The organism is Butyrivibrio sp. AE2015 (assembly GCF_000420825.1).
GTDB lineage: Bacteria > Bacillota > Clostridia > Lachnospirales > Lachnospiraceae > Butyrivibrio.
Map to the genome: position 1 here is coordinate 1 of NZ_ATVR01000055.1, position 14,386 is coordinate 14,386.

At 41.6% G+C, this 14,386-nt stretch carries 13 protein-coding genes; 10 read left to right on the forward strand and 3 right to left on the reverse strand.

The window, feature by feature from the left end:
• Positions 1 to 694: 694 nt before the first annotated feature.
• The 3 genes from G585_RS0115995 (at position 695) to G585_RS0116005 (ending at position 2,227) form a co-directional block, all read left to right on the forward strand.
• The gene (locus G585_RS0115995; RefSeq protein ID WP_022776341.1) at positions 695 to 1,162 is read left to right on the forward strand and encodes a hypothetical protein; all 468 of its coding nucleotides are present in this window, start codon (positions 695 to 697) and stop codon (positions 1,160 to 1,162) included.
• A 332-nt stretch (positions 1,163 to 1,494) separates the two neighbouring features.
• On the forward strand, positions 1,495 to 1,896 hold the full coding sequence (locus G585_RS19220) for a GNAT family N-acetyltransferase (RefSeq protein WP_081644869.1): 402 nt from the start codon (positions 1,495 to 1,497) through the stop codon (positions 1,894 to 1,896).
• 19 nt (positions 1,897 to 1,915) lie between these two features.
• On the forward strand, positions 1,916 to 2,227 hold the full coding sequence (locus G585_RS0116005; RefSeq protein WP_022776345.1) for a tetratricopeptide repeat protein: 312 nt from the start codon (positions 1,916 to 1,918) through the stop codon (positions 2,225 to 2,227).
• Positions 2,228 to 2,937: 710 nt separating this feature from the next.
• Here G585_RS0116005 and G585_RS0116010 read toward each other — a convergent pair.
• From G585_RS0116010 to G585_RS0116020, 3 genes are all read right to left on the reverse strand, one after another.
• On the reverse strand, positions 2,938 to 3,150 hold the full coding sequence (locus G585_RS0116010) for a hypothetical protein (protein ID WP_022776346.1): 213 nt from the start codon (positions 3,148 to 3,150) through the stop codon (positions 2,938 to 2,940).
• A gap of 105 nt (positions 3,151 to 3,255) precedes the next feature.
• A complete protein-coding gene (locus G585_RS0116015) occupies positions 3,256 to 4,944 on the reverse strand; it encodes a 2-hydroxyacyl-CoA dehydratase family protein (RefSeq protein WP_022776347.1) in 1,689 nt (562 codons plus the stop codon).
• A gap of 3 nt (positions 4,945 to 4,947) precedes the next feature.
• The gene (locus tag G585_RS0116020) at positions 4,948 to 6,138 is read right to left on the reverse strand and encodes a 2-hydroxyacyl-CoA dehydratase family protein (protein WP_022776349.1); all 1,191 of its coding nucleotides are present in this window, start codon (positions 6,136 to 6,138) and stop codon (positions 4,948 to 4,950) included.
• A 210-nt stretch (positions 6,139 to 6,348) separates the two neighbouring features.
• On the opposite strand from G585_RS0116020, the gene G585_RS0116025 reads away from it, so the two are divergent.
• The 7 genes from G585_RS0116025 to G585_RS0116055 all read left to right on the forward strand — a co-directional run bounded on the left by G585_RS0116025 (position 6,349) and on the right by G585_RS0116055 (position 14,103).
• Entirely contained in the window at positions 6,349 to 7,107 is a 759-nt protein-coding gene (locus G585_RS0116025) for an AAA family ATPase (RefSeq protein ID WP_022776350.1), read from the forward strand.
• 18 nt (positions 7,108 to 7,125) lie between these two features.
• A complete protein-coding gene (locus G585_RS0116030) occupies positions 7,126 to 8,331 on the forward strand; it encodes a 2-hydroxyacyl-CoA dehydratase family protein (RefSeq protein ID WP_022776351.1) in 1,206 nt (401 codons plus the stop codon).
• Entirely contained in the window at positions 8,328 to 10,103 is a 1,776-nt protein-coding gene (locus G585_RS0116035) for a 2-hydroxyacyl-CoA dehydratase family protein (RefSeq protein ID WP_022776353.1), read from the forward strand. The genes G585_RS0116030 and G585_RS0116035 overlap by 4 nt, the downstream gene beginning before the upstream one ends.
• 185 nt (positions 10,104 to 10,288) lie before the next feature.
• Positions 10,289 to 11,083: an acyl-CoA dehydratase activase gene (locus tag G585_RS0116040; protein ID WP_022776354.1), complete on the forward strand. Its 795-nt coding sequence runs from the start codon at positions 10,289 to 10,291 to the stop codon at positions 11,081 to 11,083.
• 33 nt (positions 11,084 to 11,116) lie between these two features.
• On the forward strand, positions 11,117 to 11,284 hold the full coding sequence (locus tag G585_RS19635) for a hypothetical protein (protein ID WP_022776356.1): 168 nt from the start codon (positions 11,117 to 11,119) through the stop codon (positions 11,282 to 11,284).
• 12 nt (positions 11,285 to 11,296) lie between these two features.
• A complete protein-coding gene (locus G585_RS0116050) occupies positions 11,297 to 12,010 on the forward strand; it encodes a hypothetical protein (protein WP_022776357.1) in 714 nt (237 codons plus the stop codon).
• A gap of 29 nt (positions 12,011 to 12,039) precedes the next feature.
• Positions 12,040 to 14,103, forward strand: coding sequence for an oxidoreductase (locus tag G585_RS0116055; protein WP_022776359.1), 2,064 nt, complete (start codon positions 12,040 to 12,042; stop codon positions 14,101 to 14,103).
• Positions 14,104 to 14,386: the final 283 nt, after the last annotated feature.

A 14,386-nucleotide genomic window follows, 5' to 3' on the forward strand; every position in this document is an offset into this window, starting at 1 on the left:
CAAGTATCACATGCTTTGTATAGTGGTTCAGACATGTTGTTAGTGATTTTGACTCAGATACCATGTCTTTGCTTAGTAATTCGACATGCTGTGTCAGATTTTTCTCATAATTTCATGCCTTGAATAGAATCGTTTGGCATGAGATCTGGCATTTATTCTATTATTCATGTCTTGTACATCTTTTTCGACATGACGCGAGCATCTTTTTTCTGTACACATGCTTTCTTTTTATAAAACAATCATTAATGTTTAGATGAAAAGGATGATTTGGGCATATAGCGCTTAAAAAACTTCCGGCCACCTCTACTGTTCCCATCATCCTCACCGTCGGCTCGCAGGCCAAGGCGTTTTCCTCAGGTCCAGTCAATGGTGGCGTACGCATTCGTAACAAAAATCAAGTCATTAAAACCATCCCCTCACTTTCCGCTTACTTACGCATATACAAAGTGATAGTATTTTGAGTTAAGTATAAAGTGATGTAATGACAGTTTTATATTGCTAAAGAAATCACTTAAAAAAATTTGAATACCTTTTTTGAGTAAAATTCAATAGAGCAGTATATTAAAAAAATATAAATAGGTTGTTAACTATTGATAAAATGTCAAATAGCTGACGTTATATGATAGATTTTGTGATTTTAGAATGGTAACCTTATTTATGAGGAAAAATCTATCATATTATTAGGAGCGGGATAATGGGAAAGAACTGTTTACTATATAAGATTGCTATAAAAGCGATTGGAACTGCAATTGCTGTCAGCCTGATTGTTAATCCTATTGATTGTTTTGCTAGTGAAAATGCAGTTACATTAGAGAAAGTAGAAGAAAGTGTTGCAGATAACAATATGAACGATATTGGAGAGACAGCAGAAGATAGTAATAAGGACGATATTGAAGAAAAAGTAGAAGAAAATAAAGAGGAAAGCACTCTGCAGGCGACATATAGCTATGTTGTTGGAGATCAGAACTTTAAAAGAGAGAAAAATGAAGAAGAGGATTCTGTAGATGAAATCCAGGTAATTACGGAAGAAGAAGTAGCAAGGAGCGCGGCATATGATGAAAAGAGAAACGACTTTGAGCTCCTGCTGCTGATCATACTTGCATCCATATCCAGTCTTGCTGCGGTAGAAGTTGCAAGAAGACGGATTAAAAATAGAGTTTGAAAAAGTATACTTTATTGTAAACAGACGCAGCCGAGCTGAAAGTGTAGGTATAACTCGGCTGCTGTTTTTGCAAAAATAGTAGTCTATATATGTGTAGTAAACCATAAATCCAAAGTTATGGTTACTATTCACAGTTTTTTAGATAATATAGGAAGCCTATTTTTCTAGGCTTCCTATTATTATGTATGGATATTATAATATTTTCTATGGATACTGATAAGAGAGATAGAATTATTAAACGAATTAAACCTAATGAATATAGTTTTGTACTGGAGCTAAATCAAAGATATGTGGATGTTCTTATACCCATGGATAGGGAATAATTAGAATGGTTGGTAGAGACAGCAGCACTTTTTGAGATTATTTATGTGGATAATTTTCCAGCTGGATTCATAATCGCTTTTAGGGAAGGATTGAATGATTATGATTTCAAGAGTTATAAATGGTTTGAAGAGCGTTATCCTAAATTTCTTTATATTGATAGGATAGTTGTTGCGGATAGCTATCAGAATCAAGGATTGGGACGTGTGCTGTATAAACGTGCATTTGATTATGCCAAAGAAAATGAGATTAATATATTGGCTGCAGCAATAACAACTGAACCATACAATAAGAAAAGTATGCTGTTTCATGCTGAAATTGGCTTTCGCGAAGTTGGAAATCAGTGGATTCGCAGTAATACAGTTAAAATATCACAACAAGTAATGGAAATGATTAGCAATGAGAATAGCTGAAAAATGAGGATTGTGACTAATGAGAGATGTTCCTGAAGAATTGATAAGAGCTCAAGAATTTCAAAAAGCTGGAGACTATTTGCTGTCAATGAGACTATATAGAAGATTCTTTGAGGAAAACACAGGTCATGAGCTACGCTTTAAAGCGTTATTTGAAGTGGCAGATAATTATTATCACGCTAGGAAGTATACTGAAGCTAAGCAGGCATACATATATTTTTTAGAGTATTGTTCAAATCAAAAAACAGTAACATTAGAAGAACAAAAATGGATTGATGCATATGTGACGCTTACGCATAGTCGCATAAAAAGCATCCATAGTGTTTTATGAAGTTGCTGGGGAGGGGCGCTATAACAAGACGAAGTTATGCTTCGCCTAATAGTTCCGCTACAGTATATGGTTCACCGGAAGTCAGTCTCAAAAGTGCAGTGAATTCATTAACACCATTTCTGGCACAGGTCTCAAGATAAAGCCTGTTCATAGAGTAATGTGGGATAAGTGCTTAAATAATGTGCTTTTTATCCCACTAATCTTATCATTTTTGTTAACAATTCTGCTGGTTTGTAGGATAAGAACATTGTTTTTTTCACGTTTATCCTACTTTCTGGTAAATCGCAGTGTTCAGAAGGCCAAAATTATGGGATAACTTCGATAGAATTTCATGTTTTATCCCACACCTCTGAAAATCGGCTTGGATAGAATGGGATAAGTCTTACAGTTTTTTCAATCTTATCCTACATCCCAGCTACTCCCACATTTATCCAATGTTAAATCGCCCCCACAGATAACCATTGTAATGATTTATAAGAATTATTATACTCATTCAATCCCTATCATTCCGTCCGTATAACAGTCACTACTGTTCCCATCATCATCACCGTCGGCCCGCAGACCAGGGCGTTTTCCTCAGGTTCAGTCAATGGTGGCGGCCGGTCCCATTACAAATTATACAAAAGCCTTGTTTTCTTTTTGGAAAGGAAAACAAGGCTTACTTTATTATTTTTTCAAAACTATATTATATTGATTATGAAACAGTGTATTTAGAAATCTTCAGAAACATTCTCTTTTTTGGTGTAAGGAGTGAGAGTGTTGTCTTTGCGTTTCATGTTGTCGTAATGCTTTATCATCATAGGCTCCCAGATGTAAAAAAGAAATTTGCCGTCCAGGTCAAAATAGAACACTGCAAAGAGAATTCCATAGATGACGGCGAAGATTCCAAATATTTTAAAGAAGAATTTTGTCAGTTTATTCATATCGTTTTTCCTTATGAATTTGTTATTATTTTGTAGCTCTATAATTGTGAATGTCATTATTAGCAAAGCTTATTTTTGAACATTATCATAATTAGTTATAGCTGATCACCAGCTCTGGTCATCGTCGAAATCAAGAAGTGAAGGATCCAGAGGAGTCTCTCTCATTACAGTTGTCATGTAATCATTGATGATGCGACGGATCTCTTTTCTGGAGACTGTACGTTTATCAGGAAGAGCGTGAGGAACCCAAATCGCGTGGATGTTGCGTTTTCTGAATTCGTCTTCGAATACTCCGTGGATACCCTGCATACCTTTGCACTGGAGCTGATCGTACATGATGACCATATCGCAGTTGAAGCGTTCCATGTAATCAAAGAGTGACAAAATGTGCTCGTGTCCGCCAACAGCCATGGCTCTCATAGGTGCCTTTTCATTGAACCAGGACAGATCTTCAAGAGCGTGCTCGTAAGTGTCTGTTCTGAGGTATTGGTCAAACATAAGAGAGTCCATGTTGATAACGCAGTTGATTCCCCAGCAGTTGTAAGCCCATGTGCACCAGTTTGAATAGTACAAAGGAGCGCAGCTCCAGGCAATCGCGCGGTGCCTTGTCTTTGGGAAGGTTTCAATCTTGTTCTTTACAGTCTTATTCATGATGCGCTTTACATGCTCATCCATCTCATGCCAAATTGGTCTGTCACCGTCCTGAGAATAGTAGATTCTGTAAAGAGCCTGTGCAACACCATTGATAGGATAGTACTTGGTGTTGGCTGCAACGTCCCATTTTTCCCATTCAAACTCAGTAAGCTTGTTAAAGCTCTTAGCCCATTTGACGTATTCATCCCAGTCAAATTTAACTCCATACTGTTCCTCGATGAATTTCCAACAGCCTTCGATTTCTTTCTGACAGTGCTCCTGAACCAGAGGATCGTCGTATCTCATAGGCTGTGGCATTGCATAAAGAGGTCTGTTGAGGAACCAGTCCTGAAGAACTGAAGTAGCAACAGAACCATCGCAGGCTTCATTGGAAGTTACCATAGTGGGAGCGTAGTCCGGGTAATCATCAAGGACAAAGAGTCCATATTCCGCCTGACACATTGGACATGGGTCAGCAGGAAGACCGATGGACTGCGCTGCATCAATATAGTTAAGAACCGTGTGGTTATTTACATGAACTGAAACGAAGTAAGGAATCATCTCAAGAGCAACATCTTCAAGATCTTTTCTGAATGGGTAAAAGATATTTCCACTTACTGTTTCGTTGTGAGCAATGTTCTTGTTCCATCTTTCAGGAGTTTTGCCGCCATGCAGCTTTTTGTCTGAAGCAAACATGCACATGAACTGACGGATTGTCTCACTTACCATGCCTCTGTAGTGCCAGGCAGAAGCAGCAAGAGCATCTCCGCGCATGCCTTCAAGACCTCTGTCGAACCAGTGCATAACGGAAAGGTAAGTCTGGCCCATCCATCTGTATCTGAAGGTGCCTTTTGCAAAATCAACCAAAGACTTTGGACCTTCACCACCATACTTCATTATGTCGGTTACCATATGAGCGTAGTTGTAAAGCCAGATCATGTTGAAATAGTACATGGTGTCTTTTACGCCACGCCATTCGCGGTGTTTGTAAAGACCTGTGCCGTCAACATAGAGCTTTCCAAGATTTCTCTCTTCATGAGGTTTTCCGTACCAAAAGTCCTTAAGCTCTTTTTTCAGATCCTTTGGCTTATTCTTTTCCTCAGGGCTTTTCTCCACTACGAAAAGCTTCCTGTAAGTATCTTTTATCTCTGATAGTTTCATGTCTTAGGCCCCCTCTTTACGTAAGTTTTTAAGCTCAATACTTTCTACAAAGGCCTGGAACCTGGTCCTTAACTGGCCAACAGCGTTGTTGACGTACTCTTTCTCGATGGAGCATACAGGAATACCAAAGTCTCTTGGAATTATGAGAGTATCGATTGTGCGCTCATAGCTCCAGTACTCACAGAATTTCATCTGCGAAATAATGATTCCGTCTACGTCATATTCCTTGGCAAGGTCAGCCAGATACTGCTTCCTTTCACGCATTACATGCTGTTCCATGAAACGAGGACACATACTGGTTTCAAGATAATGCCTTGCTATTGCGCGAAGTGGTGTCTCGCCTTCTTTTACCACAATTTCTTCACGGCCCGGAAGAGAGCCGTAGCAGTGCCTGTCAGCAACAACAAGGGCGCCGCACTCCTCGATCAGCTTAATGAAGTCAGGGTCATCTTCCTCAGATCCGGTCAAAAGAACTTTCACACGATAGTTCTTTTTGACATCAGGTTCTCTGGTCTTTAGCTGCTCTGCAATATCACGGAGTTTATCGATGATAAGGTGCTTAGGACAAGTGAGAGTTGTGAGCATGATGATAGAAAATTCCCAACCTGTGATCGTTGGATTTTTAAGCTTTCTGTAGCTTCCGATTTCCTGAATGAGTCTGCAGACTTCATTGTGCTGCTCAATTGCCTTTAAAAGAGCTTCATCACTTGTATCGATTCCAAATTTTTCGTGAAGCTTGTCAAGGACATGGACCTTGAGCTGCTGCTCATAATGCTCTATAGAATTAGTATTTTTCTTAAATGGTACATCTGTGAATTCACAGAAGAAATCTGGATTATGAATTACATCCATAAGCTGGAGATGCTCTTGGAAACGGCAAGTTACCGTACATGTTTCAGTTGCCATTTGAGCGTCAAGAAAATTAAAGCCCCCCTCTAAGGCCCTTTCTAAAAGGCATCTTCCGTACATGCATGTTCTGTTTGTCATGTAGTATGTTGCCATTTCAGGCGAAGTGGAGCGCGGAGCGCGAAGACGCACAGAAAAACAACCCGGCAGATCCAATAAAACTTCAGGCATAAAATAACAGGTATAGCCTAAAGCTTTAAGCCCCTCATCTCTACCTTTTTTCACTAATGGGTTGGCAGCTTCCTGTAAAAGGTCTTCGAACTCAAAAATGTGAACGAGATCTTTCATATGATGTTTTCCCCCTACTCTATTTATGTTGTGGACGTAGAATGTCCAAAGTTTCCCCGAATGAAACGAAATACCAAAGATTTCTAAAATTAATCATAGCATAGTTTATTTATAAAGTTTACTTTTTTTTCATAAATATGTACTAAATTTAACTAAATTGTATTATGATATTAATATATTCTTTGTGCAAAAGTCTAATAAGGGGGAGAAATGGCTAATACAGTCGTAATTGCGCTTACAGGCAAAGGAGGAGTGGGGAAGACTTCGCTTTGTGCTGCAATAGTGCGCGTTCTTACTGAAGAGAAAAAAGATTCTAAAATTCTGGCAATTGATGCTGACCCTGCAGTGGGGCTTTTGATCTCACTTGGGGCAAAATCTTCTTATACCCTTGATCAGATCAGAAAAAGTGTAGCAGATGATGTAACAGGGAAACTACGGGATACTCAGGACATTCTGGCTGAGGCCAAGTTCAAGATAATGGATGCCATTGAAGAGCAGAACGGCTTTGCTTTTCTGGCAATTGGAAGACCTGAGGCCGCAGGCTGTTACTGTGCGATAAATGCTTATCTGAAAAAAGTCATCGAGATGGTGGCAAACGATTTTGACTATGTTGTTATTGATGGTGAGGCTGGTATTGAGCAGATAAACAGAAGAGTTCTTGAAAAGGTTACACATCTTATTTGTGTTTCGGACCAGAGCAGGAAAGGACTTGATATCATCGGAACCATCAAGAACGTAGCTGATGAGCTTGTTATGTACGACGAGATCGGACTTATCGTAAACAGGGCGCCGCTCCCTGATAAGGTTACGGAAAAAGAGATTGGCGGCGTAAGGGTCATTTCAGTCATTCCGCAGGATGACGACATGACTGAAAATGATATTGAGGGCAAGAACATATTTGAGCTTCCGGAAGGCTCCACGATTTTGGAAGGAACCAGGGCAGCTCTTAAAAATCTAAACATCATTTGATGTTGGAAGGGGGATAAATTGCAAGATTTAAAGCATCTGATTACTTTTGAAAATTTGCTGGATGATGCGGCAAATGAAATGGTAAAAGAAGCTCAAAGTCAGGGAGAGTATGCAATTGGGTATACCTGCTATCACATGCCTGAAGTGCTGCTTAACGTGGACAACTGCTTTTCGGTCCGTATGAGAGCGCCAAGGACAGGTTCAATCGACATATCAACATACTATATGTCCAATTATACCTGCGAGTTTGCCAGATCTCTCCTTGAAAGAGGAATTGAGGGGGGCTACGGATTCCTTGATGGAATAGCAGGTGTCGATGCATGTTCTGCCATGAACAGATGCTATGAGCACCTGGAGATACTGGATTGTAATAAAAAGCCGCACTTTTTTGTTACACATACAGACGTGCCATATAAGGTTGAGAGCTACAATGTTGATCAGGTTGCAACACAGATGAGACTTCGTCTTTTGGATGTGATGCATGAAAAGCTGGGAACTGATGTCTCTGACAGCGCTATCAGAAAAGCTGTTGAAGAGCACAACAGACTTTGCCGGGTGATCACTGAGATTGGCAATCTTAGAAAACTGGATAATCCGCCGGTTACAGGCTATGAGTTCCATGTAATATGCCTTGTAAGTTATTGCTGTCCTACAAAAAAAATACTACCTCTTTTGGAAGAAACCTTAGAGGAGATCAAGGCAAGAAAGACCGATCCTAAGCCTTTCTACAGGGCAAGAGTAGTGGTCGTTGGATCAGAAGTTGATGACCTTGATTTTACAAGGCTTCTAGAAGAGTCTGGAGCTATGGTTGTTGCGGACAGGTACTGCTACGGATCATTCCCGGGAAGGGAAGAGATAGTCCTTGATGACGACGAGGATATCCTAAAGCAGATCGCAAGGCACTATATGAAGACCAGCGAATGCCCAAGGTACATGGCTGAAGAGAAGATCGCTCAAAGGCGTGAGACAGCTGACAGATTGGCAAAAGAATTTAAGGCAGACGGAATCATCTATGAACAGATGAAGTACTGCGATTTCTGGGCATTTGAAAGACCACTTGCAAGCCACATCCTTACTGAAGAGTACGGCTGGCCTACGCTTTCAATTGACAGATCCTACAATGTACATAACTCCGGGCAACTACGGACCAGATTCCAGGCCTTTGTTGAAGCTCTTGAGATCAAGAGGATAAGAAACAGTGCCAGAAAGGAGGCCGTCCTATGAAATATATAGACCCCAAAAATTTCAGATTAAAGGATGAGATCGACTGGAAGGCTCAGGCTGAGAACATAAAAGAAATAGCCGGGATTGTCGGAGAAATTGCAAAAGAAACCGACTGGAAGGATGTCGCGAAGTCCATCGGGAAAGATGCAAAGGGCTTTAAGAAAAGGCTCCTTCATGAGGCAGATCTTTTGAAAAACATGTCTCCTGATGAGATAAAAGATCTTGTGATAAACGGAGAAAAGCAGCTCGGAAAGCTCTATGCCACAGGAAAAATGGCCACAGTAAGAAGAGAGTGGCGAGGCGTTAAGGACACAGCGGTAGACTTCTACGAATGGGGAAGAATGTGGGCAATGCTTCTTGCCACATTTTCCAAAGACCTGGTGCCGGCCATGATGGGGGCTGTTCACTACAGATGGATGATCTCATATTTCTGTTGTCACTCCTTTATGGATAAAAACACAATGGGACTTCGCGGAAGAGCGCTGAAGATGCACCACGAACTCATTTATGCAATATTCAGATATGTCGCAGAGAACCTGGTGCTTCTTATGAAATCCGATGAAAAGGTCGGAAACAGCACAGCACTTTCTAAAAAGATAGTTCTTTTTGATGAGATGACAATGTCTCAGATAATGGCAGGATTCCCTGATCTTATCGGAATTCCTTACCAGCTTATGCCGGTATTTCTTTTGTCTGAGATTGACCAGCTGGCCTGCATGCCGTATATCGACGCGATTGAGTCCTATGGACTTCCATCAGACACATGTCCTGTACCGTCTTCAGAATGCGGAGCAGTTGTAGTTGATGCCCTTCCTCACATGGGAGCATGCTTTATCTCAAGCTCAATGCCTTGTGACGGTTCGGTAATGGCATCATCTTACACGAGCAGGAGATTTAAGGATCTTCCTACATATCACCTGGCTTTCCCGGTAAGGTATGAGGACGAGTCCATCATGGATGCAGCGGTAAAAGACATAAGAGGATGCATAAAGTTCATCGAAGAAAACACCGGAGCTAAGTGGAGCTGGGATGCATATTTTGCAGCAATGAAGCGCTTTAACGAAGAAACAAAGTATGAGCTTCAAAAGTGGGAGATAAACCAGACACCGCATCCACAGCTGATAGGACCATGTTATGAGCTCTTTAGAAAGTGGAACTACGAGATGGATGGCGGTCTTGATCCAAGGATCATCTCGACATTCAAAAAGGTCGACCAGCTCATGCTAAAGGCCTACGAACACAGGGATGAAGCCTGGAGAGGCAAGATGAAATACAGAGCGATCGTTTGGTCGATACCTGCTCATTATTATGCTAACTTCTCCAACTGGATGGCCAATTGCTGGGGCGTAGATATCCTTGTTGAGATGGAATCACTTAACTTTACAAAGCCTCTTGAAACGGAGAATAAGGACGAAGCCCTTAAGGATCTTGCAAGACTATATGAGCGAATGGTTATGAGAAGGCATACCAATGGCGGTTACGACCACGTTGTTACAGAACTCTGGAGACAGTGCGAGATCTGGAATGTAGACTTTGTTCTCATGTATCAGCATGTATCCTGCAAGAACATGGCTACTGTTCAGGGACTTTTTGAGGAACAGGCAAGAGAAAGGGGCATCAAACTCCTTTGGTGCAGCCATGACCTGATGGATCCAAGAACAGTTTCAAGAAAAGATATGCGAGCAACAGTCAATGAATTTATGAGAACCGTAATGAAGGCCGAACCTGTGGATCCTTCATTGGTTGATTTTGAAGATGACACTACTTGGTGATAATGGTTTTCAAAGTCATGCATTTTCTTGCTTGCAAGGAAAAAAGCATGACCTTGAAAACCAAACAGACATGAGGAAGTAGCATGATAATGCGAATTCCGAATGGCTGTAGCATGTCGGGAACGAAGTGGAGACATGCGTATTATCATCCAAACATAAAAACATAATTTTGGAGGGAGATTATAATGAAATACTTTGGAGGATGTGACGTAGGATCAACCTACACAAAAGCCGTTATTGTTGACGAGAACGGTAAGATGGTAGCAAACACCACACTTAAGAGCAAGATTGTGGCTCAGGAATCAGCTGAGATGGCAATGAAGGAGGTTGTATCTCAGGTACCTGAACTTCACGATACAAGAGATCTTTCATACCTTATCGGTACAGGATACGGACGAAACAAGGTTCCGTTTGCGGATGAGAATATTTCAGAAATCTCATGCCACGCTATGGGCGTACATGTAACAAATCCTAATGTTAAGGCTATTATCGATATCGGTGGACAGGACGTTAAAGGTATCGCCATTGATACAGACGGAACAGTTAAAAACTTCGCCATGAACGATAAATGTGCTGCTGGAACAGGAAGATTCTTTGAAGCCATGGCTCGTTCCTTTGAAATGTCTCTTGAAGACTTCTCAAAGCTTTCTCTTTCGGCAAAGAACGTTATTCCAATCACTGCTCAGTGTACAGTTTTCGCTGAGTCTGAAGTTATCACACTTGTTGGTGAAGGAAAGCCTATGGATGAGATTGCAGCCGGAATCGAGATGGCAGTAGCAAAGAGATGCTTTGTTATGTCCAAGAAGGCCGGCGCAACTGATTCTATCACACTTTCAGGCGGATGCGCTAAAAACGATGGACTTAAGGCTGCAATCGAGCAGGTTCTTAAGCTTAAAGTTGTTGAGCTTTCAGTTGATCCTCAGCTTATGGGAGCACTTGGAGCAGCAGAGTACGCAAGACAAAAGGGACTTGCAAGCTAAAAGACTTTTGTAGATTTGAAAGGAAAACTTTCGATGAGTAAGGTATTAAAGACTTTCTTTACAATCTTTAAGATACTGTCAATTGTTACGGGAGTTCTTTTTATAATTTATTTCTGGAATCTGGATCAGAAGCTTATGGCGTGGGCTTATGTTCAGGTCAATAAGATTTTTGACAGAAAGAAAGCAGATATTAAATTCTAACGGAGCCCTTTTATGAAACTTTATGACAGCATAATCGCAGAGACCATGGAGAAGGTTTCTGCAAAAACTTATAAAAAATATTCCTATGACAGGAATAATGCATGGAAACTCCTTGATAATACGGAGTTCATCATGCAAAGAGATGCAGCTTTAGAACTCGGTGGAATGAGCGAGCCCTCAGTAAACTACACCTGCGTGACTACTGATTCCGATATTTCTGAGGATGAGATATTGGTTGTGGGAAAAGATATTACTGAGATAAATGGAAATATTTCTTTTGCCCGGGTGATCATTCTGGAAACAAGCGATCTTGGAGAAGAGACAGACAGCGAAAAAGCCTTTGGAACCATAAGGAATCTTGACTTTGTAAGATACCACGTCTATCCGGAAGGGTATATGGTCAGAGTATCTGCAAGCAGTAACCTTGAGCAGGTAAGGGTCAGCAAGGATGCTCTTAAAAGAGGTATCTCTTTTAGCAGGGTTGGAAGTTCGTACATATCCAAGTATAAAGAGCTTCCGGAGGTAAAAAAGGTCAGAGTCATTTTTATTACTGACAAGGACCTGGTTGAGAGCCTTGTTCCAAACGCAGATAAGGTCGACAAGATCACAAGGACGCTTACGAACATACTTGACGGAATGCCCACAGATTGCGGACATTGCAGCATGAAAGCGGTGTGCGACGAGGTTGATGGTCTTAAGGAATTGCATCTTAAGAAGAAAAACTGAAACACTATAGACACTAAAGGGGGATGACAATGAAGCAGGAATATGAGGCGCTTTTTACGCCTTGGAAAATTGGAAACCTGGAAATAAAGAACAGAATTGTTTTGGCACCTATGGGCGGAACCTGCATCTTTGGCTGGATGGAGCCAACAGGAAGTCATTTTGATAAGGAGGCAGCAAGGCTCTTACTTAAGATTGCCAAATATGATTGCGGCCTTGTGATTCCTGGTATAGCACCTGTTAAAGATATGCTTGGGGGAAAGTGGCTGTACCAGAATAAGAAGAAATTCAAAGAGCTTGCTGAGTTCATGGATGAATTCCATAAGACCGGTGCCAAGATGTTCATACAGATGACAGCAGGCTTTGGAAGATCTATGGCACTTACTGCGCCCCTTGCCATGCTTGCAAAAAATAAAGCACTCAATACTCTTGCAAAACCTATTATCGATGCAGAGTATCTGACTGCAGCGCCTTCAGTTCTGCCAAACAGATGGGCAGATGACGTTACTACAAGGGCCATCACCAAGAAAGAGATTGAGCAGATAATATATGCTTTTGGCGAGACAGCAAGACTTTGCAAAGAAGCAGGAGTCGATGGAGTTGAAGTGCACGCGGTTCATGAGGGATATCTTTTGGATCAGTTCACTTTAAAATACACCAACCACAGAACTGACGAATACGGCGGCTCTTTTGAAAACAGATACAGATTTGCTGCTGAGATCGTAAAAGAGATAAAAAAGACCTGCGGAGACGACTATCCGGTATCTCTGCGATATTCCGTAAGATCAATGACAAAGGCTTTCCAGTACGGCGCTATGCCGGGTGAAGATTTTGAGGAAATCGGACGTGACATGGAAGAGTCCGAAAAGGCTGTTAAGTTCCTTCAGGATGCAGGCTATGACATGCTTAACTGCGACAACGGAACCTATGATGCCTGGTACTGGGCACATCCACCACAGTATATGCCTGTTAACTGTAACCTTGAGGATGTAGAACACATCAAAAAGTTCGTAGATATCCCGGTTGTATGTGCAGGTAAGATGGAACCACTTGCCGGAGCAAAAGCAATCCGTGAAGGCGGAATCGATGCTATGGCTGTAGGCAGACAGTTCCTTGCAGATCCTAAGTGGGTTACCAAGATTGAGAGAGAAAAGGAAGCTGATATCAGACCATGTATCTGCTGTCATTCAGCATGCTTTAACCTTACAAAACACAATGGCACAGCCAATGACCAGGATCTTTCAGAGTCTGCAGGAATGTGTAAATGTGCGGTCAATCCCCGCTCTATGCAGTCAGTTAAGTACAGAGTCATTCAGACAAAGAAACCTAAAAAGGTTGCCGTTATCGGTGGCGGTGTAGGTGGAATGGAAGCTGCAAGAATACTGGCACTTCGCGGACATAAACCTGTGATCTATGAAAAGGGCAGTGAACTTGGCGGAGTATTTATTGCCGCAGCTGCTCCTGAATTCAAGGAAAAGGATAAAGAATTCATTGCGTGGCAGAAGAGACAGATTGGCAAGCTCGGCGTCGAAGTTCACTTTAATACCGAAATTAAAGCCGGAAGCCTTCCTCAGGCTGATGAGTACATCATCGCAACAGGCGCTGAGGCTAACAGGATTCCAATTCCTGGAGCTTTAGAGTATGCCATGGACGCTACAGATTATCTTCTTGATAAGAAGAAAGTAGGAGATAATGTAGTCATCATCGGCGGTGGTCTTACAGGTTGCGAGATTGCTCTGGATCTTTTCCGCAAGGGAAAACACCCTCAGATTGTTGAGATGAAGGATGACCTGATCGCAGTCAAGAACATGTGCCTTGCAAACACCAGCTACTTAAGAGACTGCTTTAAGACCAATGAAGTTCCGGTTTATCTAAATGCATCTGTTAAGAGCATTTCACCGCATGAAGTTGAGATTGGACTTAAGGATGGAAGAGTAAAGAAACTTCCTGCAGATTCAGTCATCATGTCAGTAGGTTATCATCCGATACCTATCATGAAAGAGGCCAAAAACGTTCATCTCCTCGGAGACTGCCAGAAGGTAGGCAATATCAGAAGCGCCATCTGGGGTGCATGGGATATAGCAATGAAGATATAATTGAAAGTAATTTAAGAACCGACATAATATGCAGATCATGGAGCTACCAGATGGGTAGCTCCATTTTTTGCGTTTATACAAAATACTTTCACTTTGTATATGCGTAAGTGACTTCTCTAATTCTCTATAAAAATTTAGATTGCGGCTCCGAACGCCACCATTGACTGAACCTGAGGAAAACGCCTTGGCCTGCGAGCCGACGGTGAGAATGATGGGAACAGTAGATTATCACGCACCGTCGGATTCAGCATTGTAGCGTTTTCCTCAGAACCCGTCAATGGCA